Annotated in this window: 24 protein-coding genes and 2 pseudogenes; 21 read left to right on the forward strand and 5 right to left on the reverse strand. The window is 39.7% G+C overall.

Translation table 11 applies throughout. From position 1 onward, the window contains the following. The 4 genes and pseudogenes from D8787_RS04645 to D8787_RS04660 all read right to left on the reverse strand — a co-directional run. A partial coding sequence (locus D8787_RS04645; protein WP_142999760.1) for a hypothetical protein occupies positions 1-461 on the reverse strand: 461 nt, incomplete at its 3' end. 381 nt (positions 462-842) lie between these two features. After that, positions 843-1,295, reverse strand: a pseudogene (locus tag D8787_RS11845) (hypothetical protein); the annotation flags it as partial. Next, positions 1,292-1,732, reverse strand: a pseudogene (locus D8787_RS12060) (hypothetical protein); the annotation flags it as partial. The pseudogenes D8787_RS12060 and D8787_RS11845, both read right to left, overlap by 4 nt. Then, on the reverse strand, positions 1,733-2,647 hold the full coding sequence (locus D8787_RS04660) for an Rpn family recombination-promoting nuclease/putative transposase (RefSeq protein ID WP_125421226.1): 915 nt from the start codon (positions 2,645-2,647) through the stop codon (positions 1,733-1,735). 147 nt (positions 2,648-2,794) lie between these two features. Here D8787_RS04660 and polA point away from each other — a divergent pair, with 147 nt between their 5' ends. Then, entirely contained in the window at positions 2,795-5,428 is a 2,634-nt protein-coding gene (polA, locus tag D8787_RS04665) for a DNA polymerase I (protein WP_125421229.1), read from the forward strand. 84 nt (positions 5,429-5,512) lie between these two features. After that, positions 5,513-5,950 (forward strand): CoA-binding protein, encoded by a 438-nt coding sequence (locus D8787_RS04670; protein ID WP_000076477.1) that lies wholly within the window; start codon positions 5,513-5,515, stop codon positions 5,948-5,950. Between the two features lie 183 nt (positions 5,951-6,133). Here D8787_RS04670 and D8787_RS04675 read toward each other — a convergent pair whose 3' ends face one another. Further along, on the reverse strand, positions 6,134-7,144 hold the full coding sequence (locus D8787_RS04675; protein WP_125421232.1) for a YeiH family protein: 1,011 nt from the start codon (positions 7,142-7,144) through the stop codon (positions 6,134-6,136). A gap of 148 nt (positions 7,145-7,292) precedes the next feature. On the opposite strand from D8787_RS04675, the gene D8787_RS04680 reads away from it, so the two are divergent. The 19 genes from D8787_RS04680 (at position 7,293) to D8787_RS04765 (ending at position 18,169) form a co-directional block, all read left to right on the forward strand. Next, on the forward strand, positions 7,293-8,462 hold the full coding sequence (locus D8787_RS04680; protein ID WP_125421235.1) for a pyridoxal phosphate-dependent aminotransferase: 1,170 nt from the start codon (positions 7,293-7,295) through the stop codon (positions 8,460-8,462). Continuing rightward, positions 8,459-9,229, forward strand: a complete 771-nt coding sequence (gene recO, locus D8787_RS04685; RefSeq protein WP_125421238.1) for a DNA repair protein RecO — start codon at positions 8,459-8,461, stop codon at positions 9,227-9,229. The genes D8787_RS04680 and recO overlap by 4 nt, the downstream gene beginning before the upstream one ends. Beyond that, a complete protein-coding gene (gene plsX, locus D8787_RS04690) occupies positions 9,226-10,218 on the forward strand; it encodes a phosphate acyltransferase PlsX (RefSeq protein WP_125421241.1) in 993 nt (330 codons plus the stop codon). The genes recO and plsX overlap by 4 nt, the downstream gene beginning before the upstream one ends. Before the next feature lie 5 nt (positions 10,219-10,223). Continuing rightward, positions 10,224-10,457 carry an acyl carrier protein gene (locus D8787_RS04695; protein WP_000136445.1) on the forward strand — a complete coding sequence of 78 codons (234 nt, stop codon included), beginning with the start codon at positions 10,224-10,226 and terminating at the stop codon, positions 10,455-10,457. A 122-nt stretch (positions 10,458-10,579) separates the two neighbouring features. Next, positions 10,580-10,741 carry a hypothetical protein gene (locus D8787_RS11420; protein ID WP_185776750.1) on the forward strand — a complete coding sequence of 54 codons (162 nt, stop codon included), beginning with the start codon at positions 10,580-10,582 and terminating at the stop codon, positions 10,739-10,741. A gap of 3 nt (positions 10,742-10,744) precedes the next feature. Next, the gene (locus tag D8787_RS04700; RefSeq protein WP_125421244.1) at positions 10,745-11,401 is read left to right on the forward strand and encodes a hypothetical protein; all 657 of its coding nucleotides are present in this window, start codon (positions 10,745-10,747) and stop codon (positions 11,399-11,401) included. A 171-nt stretch (positions 11,402-11,572) separates the two neighbouring features. After that, on the forward strand, positions 11,573-12,424 hold the full coding sequence (locus D8787_RS04705) for a C40 family peptidase (protein ID WP_260471377.1): 852 nt from the start codon (positions 11,573-11,575) through the stop codon (positions 12,422-12,424). A 111-nt stretch (positions 12,425-12,535) separates the two neighbouring features. Beyond that, on the forward strand, positions 12,536-13,705 hold the full coding sequence (locus D8787_RS04710) for an N-acetylmuramoyl-L-alanine amidase family protein (protein ID WP_125421250.1): 1,170 nt from the start codon (positions 12,536-12,538) through the stop codon (positions 13,703-13,705). A gap of 152 nt (positions 13,706-13,857) precedes the next feature. Next, positions 13,858-14,019 carry a ComC/BlpC family leader-containing pheromone/bacteriocin gene (locus D8787_RS04715; protein WP_125421253.1) on the forward strand — a complete coding sequence of 54 codons (162 nt, stop codon included), beginning with the start codon at positions 13,858-13,860 and terminating at the stop codon, positions 14,017-14,019. A gap of 520 nt (positions 14,020-14,539) precedes the next feature. Beyond that, on the forward strand, positions 14,540-15,355 hold the full coding sequence (locus D8787_RS11850; protein ID WP_185776751.1) for a GHKL domain-containing protein: 816 nt from the start codon (positions 14,540-14,542) through the stop codon (positions 15,353-15,355). An 86-nt stretch (positions 15,356-15,441) separates the two neighbouring features. After that, on the forward strand, positions 15,442-16,083 hold the full coding sequence (locus tag D8787_RS04725; RefSeq protein WP_260471378.1) for a response regulator transcription factor: 642 nt from the start codon (positions 15,442-15,444) through the stop codon (positions 16,081-16,083). A 370-nt stretch (positions 16,084-16,453) separates the two neighbouring features. Then, entirely contained in the window at positions 16,454-16,582 is a 129-nt protein-coding gene (locus D8787_RS04730; RefSeq protein WP_125421259.1) for a smi_0059.1 family bacteriocin-like peptide, read from the forward strand. Positions 16,583-16,593: 11 nt separating this feature from the next. Then, positions 16,594-16,749, forward strand: a complete 156-nt coding sequence (locus D8787_RS04735; RefSeq protein WP_171039272.1) for a hypothetical protein — start codon at positions 16,594-16,596, stop codon at positions 16,747-16,749. 33 nt (positions 16,750-16,782) lie between these two features. Continuing rightward, positions 16,783-16,977 (forward strand): class IIb bacteriocin, lactobin A/cerein 7B family, encoded by a 195-nt coding sequence (locus D8787_RS04740; RefSeq protein WP_125421262.1) that lies wholly within the window; start codon positions 16,783-16,785, stop codon positions 16,975-16,977. Positions 16,978-17,004: 27 nt separating this feature from the next. Then, positions 17,005-17,205 (forward strand): hypothetical protein, encoded by a 201-nt coding sequence (locus D8787_RS04745; RefSeq protein WP_000478865.1) that lies wholly within the window; start codon positions 17,005-17,007, stop codon positions 17,203-17,205. 8 nt (positions 17,206-17,213) lie between these two features. After that, the gene (locus tag D8787_RS04750; protein WP_001047582.1) at positions 17,214-17,381 is read left to right on the forward strand and encodes a class IIb bacteriocin, lactobin A/cerein 7B family; all 168 of its coding nucleotides are present in this window, start codon (positions 17,214-17,216) and stop codon (positions 17,379-17,381) included. A gap of 3 nt (positions 17,382-17,384) precedes the next feature. Next, positions 17,385-17,600, forward strand: coding sequence for a bacteriocin immunity protein (locus D8787_RS11855; protein WP_125421265.1), 216 nt, complete (start codon positions 17,385-17,387; stop codon positions 17,598-17,600). Between the two features lie 80 nt (positions 17,601-17,680). Beyond that, complete coding sequence (locus D8787_RS04760) at positions 17,681-17,860, forward strand: hypothetical protein (RefSeq protein ID WP_125421268.1); 180 nt, start codon at positions 17,681-17,683, stop codon at positions 17,858-17,860. A gap of 78 nt (positions 17,861-17,938) precedes the next feature. Then, entirely contained in the window at positions 17,939-18,169 is a 231-nt protein-coding gene (locus D8787_RS04765; protein ID WP_125421271.1) for a bacteriocin immunity protein, read from the forward strand. Positions 18,170-18,392 lie beyond the last annotated feature (223 nt).

Here is an 18,392-nt window from a genome sequence, read left to right on the forward strand (position 1 = left end):
GAAATATATATGATATTAAATAGTAATTTTGTAACCGCTCCTATTTTAGTTAGTTCCTTCTTTTTCTCATTTTCAGTTTCAACCTCTATAAATTTAAAAATATTATCAATTACATAGTTTATACCAACCCCAACCCCAATTGTATAAAATGTTTTAATTGAGTCTGATAAATTTGTAACACTTCCCGTACTAATAAGCAGTGTAGGAAAAATAATAAAAAATATAGCCAAAAAATAAATAAATAATCCAAATGGTTCATTTTTATAAGCATTTCTTAAAGTTTTTATTCCTATAATTGTACAAGATATAAAGTACACCAAAAAATATAAACTGTAAAATAAAGTAAAGCAAAATTTTTCTGAATTATATATTGTAAGAATAAGAAGAATGAAGAAAATCAGAGTTGCAACTAAAAAAATTTTCTCATGTGAAAAAATTCTTTTATATTTTTTATTTTGCATAACATAAACCTTTCATTAATGAATGTTTAATTTAAATCGTATATAGAAATTAATTAAATGTCCATATACGATTTAAACTGCATTTCAAATTAAGACACTTCTACTTTAATCCATTGCCTATTATATTTAATTTACTACTAAAAAGAGTATTGCTTTTTAGTATATAATCTTTATAACTATAGTATATATAATATAGCACTTTATTGTTCTCGAATAAGTTTATTATCTTCTCTCAGTATTTTATTAATGTCCATAGTTTTTTGGAACCATTTTTACCAACAATAACTGATAGGTCTTTTATATTATTAGTGTATGGACCATATTTTTAGTTCCAAGAATGCCATCTTGACTAGATGTTTTCCTTGATCGTTGGTGCTAGTCTTACAACAAGGCCTCAAACTCAGCGACGGTCATGTCCAGCTGTTGACTGGCAACCTCTGAAGTCAGAAGGCCTTGACGAACGAGATTTACTAGACCTACTTTTAATCCCTCTTCGATACCCTCTGCTCGTCCTCGTTCCAGTCCTTGTTCAATCCCCTCAGCACGGCCACGTTCAAGGCCACGTTCAAGGCCACGTTCTAGACCTTGTTCGATCCCCTCCGCCCTAGCAGTTTCCAAGGCATAGTCATGAGCGAGTAAGGCTTGTTCTTCACGTCTGCGTTGTTCACTAAACATTTTCCTGTCCTCCTCGGACCAGCTTTTATAGTCTAGCAGTTGGTCTGCTTGGCTGATGGCTCGCTCGGGTTGTTGAGTAAAGGGCTTATTACCGAAAAACTCTAACCACGGTTTGCGAATGCTATCTTTGCTGGTTTCTCTGTATTTTTTAGTTCTTATTTGTGATGTTCTTTCAATAGTTCTTCAAACTCAGCTACTGACATGCCTAATTGTTCACTCGCAAATTCAGAAGTTAAAACATGTTGGCGTACTAAATCTAGAAAGGTAAAGATTTGTCCTTCAACTTTTCCACGTTCCAGTCCTTGTTCAATCCCCTCAGCACGGCCACGTTCAAGGCCACGCTCTAGACCTTGTTCGATCCCCTCCGCCCTAGCAGTTTCCAAGGCATAGTCATGAGCGAGTAAGGCTTGTTCTTCACGTCTGCGTTGTTCACTAAACATTTTCCTGTCCTCCTCGGACCAGCTCTTGTAGTCTAGCAGTTGGTCTGCTTGGCTGATGGCTCGCTCGGGTTCTTGAGTAAAGGGTTTGTTACCGAAAAACTCCAACCACGGCTTGCGAATACTATCTTTGCTGGTTTCTCTGTATTTTTTTAGTTCTTATTTGCGATGCTCTTTCAATAGTTCTTCAAATTCAGCGACAGTCATTCTCAACTGCTGACAGGCAACCTCAGAAGTCAAAAGACCTTGGCGGACTAGATTTAGTAGCATAGACAAACTTCCTTCAACTTTTCCACGCTCCAGTCCCTGTTCAATACCCTCCGCCCTAGCAGTTTCCAAGGCATAGTCCTGCGCTAACAAAGCTTGTTCTTCACGCATACGTAGTTGACTAAACATTTCCCTGTCCTCCTCGGACCAGCTCTTGTAGTCTAGCAGTTGGTCTGCTTGGCTGATGGCTCGCTCGGGTTCTTGAGTAAAGGGTTTGTTACCGAAAAACTCTAACCACGGTTTGCGAATGCTATCTTTGCTGGTTTCTCTGTATTTTTTTAGTTCCAAGAACGCCATCTTGACTAGATGATGTTCCTGTCCATTACTGGTGATAGTTAAGACCTCACCTGTCGTATCCTCTCGCATGCTAAAGCTATGAAAAGCCAAGTCATCTGAGAAGTAATTACTATCCACAATAGCGATTGCGTATACTGGTGCGATGTGTTTGTAACTCTGATGAGTATCACCTTCACGTTGACGAATTTTTTCTAGGTTTTGATTGACCTGACTGCACAAGTAAGCCCACAGGCGATTGATGAAAAAATTCTGATGATGAACTTGGATTTCGATGATAACTTGCGTTCCATTATCCAACTCCGCCAAGACATCTATACTGGTATAGAAATCCTGAGCCGAGTACGGCATGGAAGGCAAGACGTGAATGTTACTTCCCTCTAAAATGGTCACATTTTTGGCTGGCAAGTCCAGCATATCGCGGATAAATTGACAAGTGATCTCTGGATTACTAAAGATTTTTTTAGCAACCAAATCATTGGTCGGGCTAATGCCCGGATGACGTACAGTCATATTTCTTCTCCTTTCATTATAGCACATTTTTAAATCTAGGTTTACTAGATTCCCTGGCTCTATCTATTTATTCGAAAAAAGTTTGAAAAATACTTGGTCTGGCTCTTTCCAATGGTATTTTTTGGTGCTTTCCTTTATAATGGGTGTATGGATAAGAAAAAATTATTATTGATTGATGGGTCTTCTGTGGCCTTTCGGGCGTTTTTTGCGCTCTATCAGCAGTTGGACCGTTTTAAGAATGCGGCTGGTTTGCATACCAATGCGATTTATGGCTTTCAGTTGATGTTAAGCCATTTGTTGGAGCGGGTTGAGCCGAGTCATATCTTGGTGGCTTTTGATGCGGGAAAGACGACCTTCCGTACAGAGATGTATGCGGACTATAAGGGTGGTCGTGCTAAGAGTCCTGATGAGTTTCGTGAGCAATTTCCTTTTATTCGTGAGTTGCTGGATCATATGGGAATTCGTCACTATGAGTTGGCTCAATATGAGGCGGATGACATCATTGGGACGCTGGATAAACTAGCTGAGCAGGATGGTTTTGACATTACCATTGTCAGTGGGGATAAGGACTTGATTCAGCTGACGGATGAGCATACGGTGGTTGAGATTTCTAAGAAAGGTGTGGCTGAGTTTGAGGCCTTTACGCCAGACTATCTTATGGAAAAGATGGGCATTACACCAACTCAGTTTATTGATCTCAAGGCGCTTATGGGAGATAAGTCGGATAATATTCCTGGGGTGACCAAAATCGGTGAAAAGACGGGTATCAAGCTCTTGCTGGAGCATGGCTCACTCGAGGGGATTTATGAGAATATCGATGGGATGAAGGCTTCTAAGATGAAGGAAAATCTCATCCATGATAAGGAACAGGCCTTTTTGTCGAAAACACTGGCGACCATTGATACCAAGGCACCGATTGAGATTGGTTTAGAGGATGTGGTCTATAGTGGTCCAGATGTTGAAAATCTTGGGAAGTTCTATGATGAGATGGGCTTCAAACAGCTCAAGCAGGCTTTAAATGCATCGTCAGCTGATGTGGCTGAGAGTTTGGACTTTACTATCGTTGACCAAGTCAGTCAAGAGATGCTGAGTGCGGACTCTACTTTCCACTTTGAACTCTTTGGTGAGAATTACCATACGGATGATTTGGTTGGATTTGCCTGGTCTTGTGGCGATAAGCTCTATGCTACAGACAAGCTTGAACTTTTGCAAGAGCCGATTTTTAAGGACTTCTTAGAAAAAACACCTCTGAGAGTGTATGACTTTAAGAAGGCTAAAGTTCTCTTAAATCGTTTTGGTGTGGAGTTGCAGGCTCCTGCCTTTGATAGCCGTTTGGCTAAATATCTTCTTTCGACCGTGGAGGACAATGAAATTGCGACTATTGCTAGTCTTTATGGTCAGACTTACTTGGTTGATGATGAGACTTTCTATGGCAAGGGTGTCAAAAAGGCCATTCCTGAACGCGAGAAATTCTTGGAATACTTGGCTCGTAAGCTTGCTGTTTTGATCGAAACAGAGCCTATTTTACTTGAAAAACTCAGTGAAAATGGGCAATTAGAGCTTCTTTATGATATGGAGCAACCTCTAGCCTTTGTTCTTGCTAAGATGGAAATTGCTGGGATTACGGTTAAGAAAGAGACCTTGCTTGAGATGCAGGCTGAAAATGAGTTTGTCATTGAAAAACTGACTCAAGAGATTTATGAGCTGGCTGGTGAGGAGTTTAATATCAATTCTCCTAAGCAGTTGGGCGTCCTTCTCTTTGAAAAATTGGGTCTTCCTCTAGAATACACTAAGAAAACTAAAACGGGTTACTCGACAGCGGTGGATGTGTTGGAGCGTCTGGCTCCTATTGCTCCGATTGTTAAGAAAATTCTCGATTACCGTCAGATTGCCAAGATTCAATCGACTTATGTAATTGGCTTGCAGGACTGGATTTTGGCTGATGGCAAGATTCATACCCGCTATGTGCAGGATTTAACCCAGACAGGGCGTCTGTCTAGTGTGGATCCTAACCTGCAAAATATCCCTGTGCGTTTGGAGCAAGGCCGTCTCATTCGGAAGGCTTTTGTGCCTGAGTGGGAGGATAGTGTGCTGCTCAGCTCCGACTATTCACAGATTGAATTGCGCATTTTGGCTCATATTTCTAAGGATGAGCACTTGATTAAGGCCTTCCAAGAGGGAGCGGACATCCATACCTCGACAGCCATGCGTGTCTTTGGTATTGAACGTCCTGAGGATGTGACTGCAAACGATCGTCGTAATGCCAAGGCAGTTAACTTTGGAGTAGTTTATGGGATTTCAGATTTTGGTTTGTCTAATAATCTGGGCATCAGCCGTAAGGAGGCTAAAGCCTACATTGATACCTACTTTGAACGCTTTCCAGGTATTAAAAACTACATGGATGAAGTGGTGCGTGAGGCGCGTGATAAGGGCTATGTAGAGACCCTCTTTAAGCGTCGTCGTGAGTTGCCAGATATCAATTCGCGCAACTTTAACATTCGTGGTTTTGCGGAGCGGACTGCTATCAACTCCCCTATTCAGGGTTCGGCAGCAGATATTCTCAAGATTGCCATGATTCAGCTAGACAAGGCTCTGGTTGAAGGTGGCTATCAGACCAAGATGCTGTTACAAGTGCATGATGAAATCGTCCTTGAAGTTCCTAAATCGGAACTGGCAGAGATGAAAAAATTGGTCAAACAAACCATGGAAGAAGCCATTCAACTTAGTGTTCCCCTTATCGCAGATGAAAATGAAGGGGCAACCTGGTATGAGGCTAAATAAAAAGGGGGCTAGTCCTCCTTTTTTGTAGTGGAATTCTGCAAGCCTTTTCAAAATGTGCTATACTGATGAAAAAGGAGGATTTCTATGAGTCAAGAATTTATCAATCCAAGTGATGGCGTGATTCGTCAGTATCTAGCAACGAGTAAAACCCTTGCTGTGGTGGGCTTGTCAGACCGTGAAGAAACAACTAGCAATCGAGTGACCAAGGAAATGCAGGCTCGGGGTTATAAAATTATCCCTGTCAATCCCAAGGCGGCAGGTGGCGAAATCTTAGGTGAAAAGGCTTATGCCAGCCTAGCTGAGATTCCTTTTCCTGTAGACATTGTCAATGTTTACCGTCGCAGTGAGTTTTTGCCTGATGTGGCGCGTGATTTTCTCAAGGCTGATGCCAAGATTTTTTGGGCGCAGTTAGGCCTTGAAAGTCTAGAAGCGGAAGAAATCTTGCGTGCTGGTGGATGCGATGATATCGTGATGAATCGTTGCATCAAGAGAGAACATACACGCTTGATTGAGGAAGCATAAGAAAAAGGTAGCTGATGGGCTACCTTTTGTGTTATACTCAATGAAAATCAAAGAGCAAACTAGGAAACTAGCCGCAGGCTGCTCAAAACACTGTTCTGAGGTTGTAGATAGAACTGACGAAGTCAGTAACCATACCTACGGCAAGGCGACGTTGACGTGGTTTGAAGAGATTTTCGAAGAGTATTAGAAAATGCCGATAAGGGTCTGCATCCCGAGACTGGTGAGGATGATGGCAATCCAGCAGACGGCTCCGAGAACAATGGATTTTCCGCTAGATTTAATCATGGCTACCAGATTTGTTTTGAGACCGATAGCACTCATGGCCATGATAATGAGGAATTTGGAGAGTTGTTTGAGAGGAGTAAAGAAACTACTGGACACACTGAGAGAGGTAAGAAGGGTGGTTAGAAGAGATGCAAGGATAAAGTAAAGGATAAAAAGTGGGAAGACTTTTTTCAGTTGCAATCCTTGCTTATTTTCTTGTTCGCGATTTTGCCAGTAGGAGAGAAAGAGAGTGATGGGGATGATAGCCAGAGTACGTGTGAGTTTGACAATGGTTGCGGATTCGAGGGTATTGGTCTGGTAGAGACTGTCCCAGGCGCTGGCGGTAGCTGTTACAGAGGAAGTATCATTGACCGCAGTTCCTGCAAAGAGGGCGAAGCCTTCATTTGATAAGTGAAGCCAGCTTCCTAGAGTTGGAAAGATGAGTGCAGCCAAGACATTGAAGAAAAAGATAACGGAGATTGCTTGGGCTACTTCCTTTTCCTTGGCATGGATAACGGGCGCTGTCGCAGCAATAGCAGAGCCCCCACAGATAGAAGAACCAACTCCAATCAAGGTAGCCAGTTTTGTGTCCAGTGCAAAGAAGCGCTGGAAGAGGTAGGCAACAATCAAGGCTATTGAAATGGTGGACAGGATGACAGGGAGCGAAGATTGCCCGACTGCGAAGATTTGCGAGATATTGAGACCAAAACCAAGCAAGATAACGGCATACTGGAGCAGTTTTTTAGAACTAAAGGTCAATCCAGCATCCAGTTGTTTATAAGGCGATAGAAAGGGATGGAGAAGCATGCCTATGAAAATCGCAAAAACGGGCGCGCCAATGACAGGGAAGAATCCTCCTAAGTACCAAGATAGGATAGAAATGAGAAGGCAGGCCAAGATGCCTGCTCCATTTTTGGATAGAAATGACATAAAAACCTCCAAATAGAATCTGTTACCATTATAGACCTGTAAACAGGAAAAGTAAAATAGAAAGTAGAAAGTTATTCTATCATGTATTTTTGCGGTCGGGGGGCTTTTGTAGTATAATAGAGATACGTTTTTACAGTAGGAGGTATCTATGGACTTAACTAAGCGCTTTAATAAACAGTTAGATAAGATTCAAGTTTCGTTGATTCGTCAGTTTGACCAGGCTATTTCGGAGATTCCTGGGGTCTTGCGTTTGACCTTGGGAGAACCTGATTTTACAACGCCAGATCATGTCAAGGAAGCGGCCAAGCGAGCGATTGACCAGAACCAAGCCTACTATACAGGGATGAGTGGTCTGCTGACCTTACGTCAGGCGGCCAGTGACTTTGTTAAGGAAAAGTACCAACTGGACTATGCTCCTGAAAATGAAATCTTGGTTACAATTGGGGCGACAGAGGCTTTATCTGCGACTTTGACGGCTATTTTGGAAGAGGGAGACAAGGTGCTTTTGCCAGCTCCTGCTTATCCAGGCTATGAACCGATTGTTAATCTAGTTGGGGCAGAGATTGTTGAGATTGATACGACTGAAAACGGTTTTGTCTTGACTCCTGAGATATTGGAAAAGGCCATTTTGGAGCAGGGTGACAAGCTCAAGGCGGTTATTCTCAACTATCCAGCAAATCCGACAGGAATTACTTATAGTCGGGAGCAGTTGGAAGCCTTGGCAGCTGTTTTACGCAAGTATGAGATTTTCGTTGTCTGTGATGAGGTTTACTCAGAATTGACCTACACAGGGGAAGCCCATGTGTCTCTAGGAACTATGTTGAGAGATCAGGCTATTATTATCAATGGTTTGTCGAAATCGCATGCTATGACAGGTTGGCGTTTGGGGCTGATTTTCGCTCCTGCGGCCTTCACAGCCCAATTAATCAAGAGTCACCAGTATTTGGTTACTGCCGCAAATACCATGGCTCAACACGCTGCGATAGAAGCCTTGACGGCTGGTAAAAACGATGCGGAGCCTATGAAAAAGGAATACATCCAGCGTCGAGATTATATCATCGAGAAAATGACTGCTCTTGGTTTTGAGATTATCAAACCAGACGGGGCCTTCTATATCTTTGCTAAGATTCCAGCGGGCTACAATCAAGACTCCTTTGCTTTCCTGAAGGATTTTGCTCAGAAGAAGGCAGTTGCCTTTATCCCTGGTGCAGCCTTTGGGCGTTATGGGGAAGGCTATGTTCGCCTATCTTATGCAGCCAGCATGGAGACGATCAAAGAAGCCATGAAACGACTTGAGGAGTACATGAGAGAAGCATGATTCAGTCTATCACGAGTCAAGGCTTGGTGCTCTACAATCGTAACTTTCGTGAGGATGACAAGTTAGTCAAGATTTTTACAGAGCAGGCTGGCAAGCGCATGTTTTTCGTCAAACACGCTGGTCAATCCAAACTGGCGCCTGTTATTCAACCCTTGGTGCTGGCACGATTTCTCTTGCGAATCAATGATGACGGGCTCAGCTACATCGAGGACTATCATGAGGTCATGACCTTTCCCAAGATTAATAGTGACCTCTTTGTCATGGCCTATGCGACCTACGTTGCAGCTCTTGCAGATGCTAGTTTGCAGGATAATCAGCAGGATGCTCCCTTGTTTGCTTTTTTGCAAAAGACTTTGGAGTTGATGGAAGCGGGTTTGGATTATCAGGTTTTGACCAATATTTTTGAAATTCAAATCTTGACCAGATTTGGAATCAGTCTTAATTTTAATGAGTGTGTCTTTTGTCATCGGGTTGGTCAGGCTTTTGACTTTTCTTTCAAATATGGAGCCTGCCTCTGTCCAGATCATTATCATGAAGATGAGAGACGTTGCCATCTCAATCCCAATATCCCCTATCTGCTCAATCAATTTCAAGCCATTGATTTTGAGACCTTGGAGACCATTTCGCTAAAGCCTGAAATTAAGCAAGAGCTACGCCAATTTATGGATCAACTCTACGAAGAGTACGTTGGGATTCACCTAAAATCAAAGAAATTTATTGATTCCCTAGCAGAATGGGGTCAATTACTAAAAGAGGAAGATAAATGAAAAAAATCGCAGTAGATGCCATGGGGGGCGATTACGCACCTCAGGCCATCGTTGAGGGGGTCAATCAAGCCCTGGCTGACTTTTCAGATATTGAGGTTCAACTCTACGGAGATGAGGATAAAATCAAGAAATATCTGACCGCGACAGAGCGCGTCAGCATTATCCATACGGATGAGAAGATTGATTCAGACGATGAACCTACGAGAGCTATTCGGAAGAAGAAAAATGCTAGCATGGTCTTGGCGGCAAAGGCTGTCAAAGATGGAGAGGCAGATGCTATACTCTCGGCTGGGAATACAGGTGCTTTACTAGCAGCAGGATTTTTCATTGTGGGTCGTATCAAGAACATTGACCGACCAGGTCTTATGTCGACCTTGCCGACTGTAGATGGGAAGGGTTTTGACATGCTGGATCTCGGTGCCAATGCGGAAAATACAGCTCAGCACCTCCATCAATACGCTGTTCTGGGTTCCTTCTATGCTAAAAATGTCCGCGGTATTGCGCAACCACGTGTTGGCTTGCTTAACAATGGAACAGAAAGTAGTAAGGGTGACCCGCTTCGTAAGGAAACTTACGAATTACTAGCAGCGGATGAAAGTTTGAACTTTATCGGAAACGTGGAAGCGCGTGATTTGATGAATGGCGTTGCAGATGTTGTTGTGGCAGATGGTTTCACGGGAAACGCTGTGCTCAAATCCATTGAAGGGACAGCCATGGGAATCATGGGCTTGCTCAAGACAGCTATTATAGGTGGTGGTCTTCGAGCGAAACTAGGCGCACTCCTTCTCAAGGACAGCCTCAGAGGTTTGAAAAAACAGCTCAATTACTCAGATGTTGGTGGAGCAGTCTTGTTTGGTGTCAAGGCACCTGTTGTCAAGACTCATGGTTCAAGCGATGCCAAGGCTGTTTATAGTACAATTCGCCAGATTCGTACCATGCTAGAAACAGACGTAGTTGCCCAGACTGCGCGTGAATTTTCAGGAGAATAAAAGAGATGACAGAAAAAGAAATTTTTGACCGTATTGTGACCATTATCCAAGAGCGACAGGGAGAGGACTTTGTCGTAACAGAATCCTTGAGTCTGAAAGACGATTTGGATGCTGACTCAGTTGACTTGATGGAGTTTATCTTGACACTGGAAGATGAATTTAATATCGAAATCAGTGATGAAGAAATTGACCAACTCCAAAGTGTAGGAGATGTGGTTAAAATCATTCAAGCAAAATAGAAATCGAAGTTCCAAGGTAACGAAAGTAGATGGTTTTTAGAAATGAGGAATATCGGATATCCTTGTAAAAATGGGAAAAACACGTTATAATGGACTTAGTAGAAGAGAAAGGAAGTATACTCGTGGCTACATTCAGTATTACTCGTGATATCACACTCACAAAAGAAGATTTTGACAAAATTCAAGCCTCTAAATCAACTGATTTGTTGCTTGATATTATCAAAAAGAATACAGATAAACAAGAACAACCTTCCTTGCTAGGTTTAGAGAAGCTGGTAAGATAAAGTATGAAATTATATGCCTTACCACTAGGGGATGTCATCAAATTCATACGACAAACCGTTATTACTAGAAATCCTGAATATACTAATGAACGGAAAATACGTCAAAAAGTCCGTGAGAACTTCTCTAAAATTGTTTCGGAGCAAGTGTCGTTTGGTAAAAATGAGGATATGTTAGAGTATCTTAAAAATGACGCAATTACAACAGAGCTGACACATAAATCAAGAAATTTTATTATTATTGATCAAGAGATATCAGGAGATAGATTTGAGATTTTAGGTTTTTTTACACTAACATTAAAAATTGTTAATGTTCAAGAATTAGATAATGATAACAAAAAATCTTTTGTTTTAAGTGGGAAAAACGCGAGAAACTTAAATTATATACCAGGACTTTTGATTGCTCAATTTGGTAGAAATTTACACTTTAATAAAATTACTGGTCAGCAAGTTATGGAATTAGTGGTTGAAAAAATTCAATTAGCTCAGAGTATTTTAGGTGGTAAAATGGTTTATTTGGATAGTGTTAATGAAGATAAAGTGATTAATTTTTATAAATCGTTTGGTTTTGTTGAATATGGTGAGATTATTAGGGATAATAAGCACCCTGATGTATATTATCAACCAATGGCTCTTGATATGACAAAAGTGATTGTTGAGTAGAAATCGGAGTTCCAAGGCACTTGCTTTGGAATTTTTTATTTGGCTCAAGTGACCGTTTAGGAACAGATATAGTCTTTCTAGGGACAGGAGAAATCTGAGGACAAATAAGGGATATAATAGAGTCAGAAAAAATCAATCTCCAAAAAGGAGAAAAAAGAAAGGATTTCTATGATGAAAAAGTATCTTTATTCTAGTTTATTAGTTCTTGCAGGAGGCGTTCTCTTAGCAAATACTACTGTAGCCTATGCTGATTCTCCATCAGCAAGTGAGAAAGAAGCGATTGCTCAATTAGTTAATCAAGGCAAGATAAAAGCTGAAGAAGCTGATCAAGTAAAATTGATTGGTTTTGAAGATAAAGAAACTCAAGCAGAGGGTAATCAAGAGAAGAAAGTTTTCAATCAATATCGTGATCCGAAAGGAACATGGATGCAAACCAATGGTAAATGGTGGTTTAAATACGGTTCAGGTGGGTATGCTAAAAATTGGGAACAATTAGATGGCAAGTGGTACTATTTTGATGATCAAGGATGGATGAAAGAAAATACTTGGATTCAACCTGATGGTAATTATTACTACTTATCTGCTAGTGGTGCTATGGTCACTGGTTATCAACGTGTGAATGGTACACCATACTTCTTTAGAGACAGTGGTGTATGGGTAGAAAATCGTGGACAGGCACTTGGTGAATATGCTGAGACATTTGTAGGGAAAATTCCATATGTTTGGGGTGGAGCAGATTTGAATAGTGGCGTAGATTGCTCAGGATTTACGATGGCTATTCATGATAAGTTTGATATTAGTATTCCTAGAGTAACCTATGATCAAGCAACAGGAGGAAGTTATGTAAGTAATGGTTCTCAACAAGCTGGAGATTTGATTTTGTATAATAGTGAAGAGACAAATGATCATGTAGGTATTTATGTTGGTGGTGGAAAGGTTGTCCATGCTCCATATCCAGGCCGATATGTTTCTTATATGGATCAATATGGTATTACTCAAAATACAATTCGTAGATATTGGTAATATTGTCTAATTTTTCACAATGTTATTGACTTTGACAATGAAAAGTATTAGAATATAGCTAAATAAAGAGGGAAGTCCTCTTATAGCTATTCAATAAAGGAGGAAATGGCTATGAAAAAATCTAAACTACTTACACTTGGTTTGCTTGTAGGTGCTGGTCTACTTTTATCTATCAACCAAGCACAGGCTGCAGATACTTGGGTTAAAAATGGGTCTGACTGGAATCTTTCTCAAGATGGCAGCCTCGCTAAGGATAAATGGGTGCAAAATGCTGGTTCTTGGTACCACTTTGACGCTTCTGGTAACATGCAGACAGGCTGGCTCAAAGACGGAAATACATGGTATTCCCTAGCAGATAGTGGCGCTATGCGTACTGGCTGGTACAAGGAAGGTAGCACATGGTACTCACTAGCAGATAGTGGCGCCATGCGTACAGGTTGGTACCAAGAAGGGTCTACATGGTATTACCTCAAAGGCAGTGGTGCTATGGCAACAGGATGGGCTACTGCAAATGGTAAATGGTCTTACTTTGAAAAATCAGGTGCTATGGTTGCAGATAGAGCTGTTCCAGCCAGTGATGGGGAAAGTTATGTCATTGGTAAGGATGGCTATCTAGCAAATAGAAAAGATGCTGGATACAATATTCATGATATTGTCAAACTTGGAGATGGGCAAGAATATTTGCTAAATGCTAAAGGTGACGATGTTATTATTGAAAAAAATGCTTGGTATATCAGACCAGAGTTCAAGAAGTTTTCCGACAAATATGGGGATGAGGTTGCAAATACTACCTTAGCTTTAGTGGATAATAAAGATGAAGGACAAGAAATTGATTCTAAGGCAGTTGTACAGAACTTCCAAAACTTACCAAATCGTTACTACTTTGATGAAAATGGACATCGTGTGGTTGATATCCCAGCAATGACAACCTATTCAGAGATTAAAAAAGTTGGCAATGATGTTTATTTAGAAAATCCAGGTGCACGACTTCGTCTTGGAGCTACCAGCTTCACAATCAATAACAATAAACTATACTATTTAGAAAATGAGCAAGGTAAGCTCAAAACAGGTTACTTTGTATTAATTGATGATGGTATGGCTACAACCCACTATCACATCCTAGCCTATGCGGATCAATCTGGTGAGATTCTTAAGATGAAACGTTTGCCATCGGGAGTTTCAGATTATCTGGATAAAGAAATCGATGGTTTATACGGTGAAAAAATTAAGATTGAATCTCCACACTTAAACGAATATTATAAAGTGGTTGTGGTTAAATAAAAATAACATCTTCACAACTAATCGTTAACGCTCTAACCAATATACCATTTTCAGGAGGCTTTAGATTTCTTGTATTTTAAAAGGAAACTAAAGCCTTTTGTAGATGGAGTAGGGGATAGAGTTATCTATAAAATAATGAAAAGGAGTCTGTCATGGAAATGAAAAATACATTTGAAGAATTGAAACAATTTGAAGAATTAACTCCAGAGGTTTTGGAGGAAGTGAATGGTGGAGGGAATTTCTTTTGTTCTTTGTTTGGGCTTTGCCAACCTCGGTATTGTAGTCCAGCACCAACTAAAACTGTGATTGGATAGTATGGTTTTGACTTTTATTAAGGAGATTCTATTTGCTTTATTGTTAATGGTTTCCATTATAGTTCCTCCAATTTATCTAGGTTACCAAATTACACCGGAATTTCGTAAAAAGAGGTACATAGTCTATTTATTAATGATGCAAGTAATAGCTGGTAAAACTTTTTTTGAAATTATGTATTTGGAAGTTTTAATCTTTTTTTACCTTATTTTCTATGTGAATAGGAAGAAAAAGGGGGAATCGTTATTTCTTTCATTCTATCTTTTTAGTTTTTATCAGAGTATTCGCTATTTATTGGTATTGTTCTATATTCGGATGTTAGATATAGATATGCTATCAGAAGTAGGAAATGGTATTGTTAATTCTACTTTTTCTCTACTAGCTCTTGTACTGACAGTAGTTATGATGAAGCGTTGTTCTTTGGATTTGGATTTATTCTTTTCAGATGCTTTCAAAACCCACTATTATAAGAGTTTTTTCATTATCCTACCTCTGACTGTGTTTAGGATATTCTCTTCGTTTATGACAAATATAAATTGTTCTTTCTATGCTCGTTTTGACACGACCATTTCTCTCTTGATTTTCATTCTCTTTTTCTCTTGGCTCTTTTACATCAAGCATTTGGAGCAAGTTTATCGTGATGAGCAGACCATTCAGAGACAGGAAGATGAAAATCGTTCCTTGCAAGGAATGGTGGACAAGCTAGGTCATCTCTATGATGAAGTGCGAGGTTTCCGTCATGATTTTGCAGGAATTGTCGCCAGCATGGAACCTGCCATAGCCAATCAAGACATGGCTGAGGTATCTACCATTTATCAAGATGTCTTTCTAAAGACCAATGAAAAGCTGAGGAAGGCGGATTACACGGCCTTTAATCTTCATAATATCCATGATATAGCCATTCGTAATACCTTGGCAAAAGCCATGATTGTGGCAGATAAGCAGGGAATTCATTTTAGTTTGGAGACGGTGGGGGTTGTCGAAGAGCTGGCTTTGCCGATGTTGGAGGCTATCCGTATCCTTTCTATCCTCACGACAAATGCCTTAGAGGCAGCCAGTGAGGCGGAAAATCCGCAGATTCGGGTTGCTTTATTGGCAGGCGATAGGAGTGTCCGTTTTATCATTGAAAACACTCGTAAGAAAGAAGAACTGAATCCCAGCATTCTCAGTCAAAAGGGTTATTCGACCAAGGGAAACCACAGTGGACTGGGCTTAGCAACCTTGGAGGATATGGTTTTTCATTATGATTTAAACTTAGATACCCAGCTAGGAGAGATGACCTTTAGACAAGACTTAGAATTGCCATTTAAGGATGAGAAACGAGGGGGAGAGGAATGAGAATTTTAGTTTTGGAAGACGATAAAGTCTAGCAAGGACGGATAGAGCAGACTTTACTAGATATTGGTCGCTCTCGCAATTTAAGATTGGAAATTGATATTGCCAAAAACTATGGAGATGTTGAAAAGTATTCTCAGTATTTTGACAATTACCAGCTCTATTTATTGGATTTAGAGATTGATGGAGAGCGTGAACGGGGCTTTCAGGTTGCTCAACAGGTTCGGGAGCAGGATCCTTTTACAAGCATTGTCTTTGTGTCTACGCACTCGGAGGCCTTGCCTCTAGCTTTTCGCTACCACTTGTCTGCCTTGGATTTTATTTCCAAGGATCAGTCTGAGGAGGATTACCGTTATCAGCTGGAGCGCTGTTTGGACTATGTATTAGCAGTGGATAAGAGGGAAAATATGTGTCTCTTCACCTATAGTTTTGAGGGGAGACGGGGCTTTACTCTGCCCTACCATGAGATTTTAGCCTTTGAAACTTCAGTGGAATCCCATCGTATCAAGGTCTATTATGCCAATCATTCTATCAAGACCATTTATGGCAGTCTCAAAGATATTGCTGCCAAGGCTGAAAAAGATTACTTTGTCTATGCCAATCGCAATACGTTGGTCAGTTTACAGGCCATTGAAGAGATGACTGCGACAGAAGTGACCCTGTTAGAAGGCTTGCATTTCCCCGTATCACGGACAGCCAGAAGAACCCTTAAAAAACATCTCAATGTCTAATATCTGTTAGATTTGAATGAAGTTATCAATAAGAATGTCGGAAAATTTTCTGATATTCTTATTTTTTTGAATTCTTTTTCGAATAGATAAGTAAGAGGAAAAGGAAAGGAGTTNGCTTCATGTATCTACCAATTTTTTATCCGTGGTTTATTAAGTTGTTTTTTAAATAAAATTTAATTTAGTTGTACATTTTCGAAATTTTTTTCGAATAAATAAGTAAGAGGAAAAAGAAAGGAGTTTGCTTCATGTATCTACCAATTTTCTATCCATGGTTTACTAAATTATTTTTCAAATAAAATTTAATTTAGTTGTACATTTTCGAAATTTTTTTCGAATAGATAAGTAAGAGGAAAAAGAAAGGAATAAAATAATGAAAGAACATTACTATGGATTTGTTGAGCTAACGTCGGAAGAATTAATCGATATTCAAGGTGGAGAAAATTGGGTGAGGACCCTTGCAGATTGGTGTCTTGGATTTCGTAGAGGTTTAGGTTTTTAGGAGGATAAGCGATGAATGAAATGAATGATAAGTATACTATTGAAGTATTAAAGGAAAGCGACTTAGCCTTGCTGGTGGGTGGTAGCAAGGAAAGTTATCAACGGGGTCTAATTACAGGTCTATTGTTACGCGGTGTATTTATTGGAACCCCATTTTTTAGAAGATAAGATTTAGAAAAAATAGAACAAGAGGAGAAAAAGATGACAAATTTTGACAAAATGGAACAGAACTTTGTAGCTCTTACAGAAGAAGAGTTGGTGAATGTGGATGGGGGAGCATTGCCCCTTGTAATCGCTGGAGTGTCTATTTGGAAGGTAGGTGCAGCAGTAGCAGGTGGAGCAGCAGCACTTTTTGCTGGAGGAGCAGCTTTGGGGTATTATGCGAATAGACCATAATCTGATTATAGTCAGAGAGGGATCTCTATGTTTTTAAAAAAAGAAGTGATATTATTAGGGGTATTGCTATCGCTACGTATTATTTTTACTATCGTTCAAATTTTAATTGATTATAAAATATTATCTGGACAGTATAGTATAAACTTTATGGATATTTCAGAAGTGTTTACTTATCCAATACTCATTTTAATCATTTACATAGCAATAAAATATAATACAAAGGAGTAATGACGAATATGAACTTAGAACAATTTTATCAATTATCTGACGATGAATTAGTGGGAACAAAAGGTGGTTTTGGTCTTGCGGAAGCAGTTGGGATTGCAGGAGTGCTGAATGCTGCTGTACAAATTTTTAATGCTGGTTACAAATTTGGTTCAGATTTTGCTCGTCGTGGGCGTTAGATAATGAACAGTCGCAACCTTAATCTCAATACATTGTTACCTAAACTAGCCACGATATGTCCTTTGTTGGGAATAACTCTTAATGTCGCGCTTCATGTGATTCGTACAGGTTCGTTAGTATCCTTTAATTGGCAATGGACTTTGGTTGGTTTGCTTTTCGCAGCATATTTTGGTATTTTTTGCAAAGATTTGTCAAAAAATAATCAAAACTATAAATGAAGAACATGAATCAAAAGGATTTTGTGTATATGAATGGTAGCGTTTTTCCGCCATTCTTGTCAGGTAATTAGGAGTTTCTTATGAAAACATTTTTATTAGGATTCGCTGAGGGTTATTTTATCGTATCGCTCATAATCTACATCGCAACGTATTTGATTTTGAGAAATCCAATCAATACCCTATTTTATCCAGAAATTTACCCTGTTTTATTTGGGCTCTTTTATCTAGGATATAAGGTCAATAAAAAGCAAGTAGAGTAAGCAGCTAAGAATGACTTGTTAGTCTGAGCTGAAAATGGGTAAGGTAAGATTTAAGAATGCATCACATTGGAGTTTAATATGAAATTCGTTAAATCAGTATTGAAAGTTTTGCCTGAAATCATGGTATTACTTAGTTCAATGTCTTATATAATCATCAGATTAGTAGCTGACATAAATAAAGTATCTTTACCTGCTTGGCTTGATAGTTTCAATATACCCACGATTGCATTATTTATGATGGTCTTCATTCTTTTATACAGAAGTAAAGAAAAAAGAATCGATAAATTTGAAGCAATAGACGCTCTATAGGGAATAGGTGTCTTATAGTAATGAATCAAAAAAAGGAGTAACTATGAATCGTAATTTAGAACGGTGTTATCTATTCTGACTGTGAATAGATCATACCAAAGGTGGCTTAGAAATAGCAGGGACATTAGAAATTGAAGTAATAAATAGACTGTCGTAAATGTTACTATCAATGATTTATTTGTTCCAATCTTGCCTAGGGTGTCAGTAAAACATCACTTTCCTT

The sequence above is a fragment of the Streptococcus mitis genome, assembly GCF_003944325.1.
Lineage (GTDB): Bacteria > Bacillota > Bacilli > Lactobacillales > Streptococcaceae > Streptococcus > Streptococcus mitis_CW.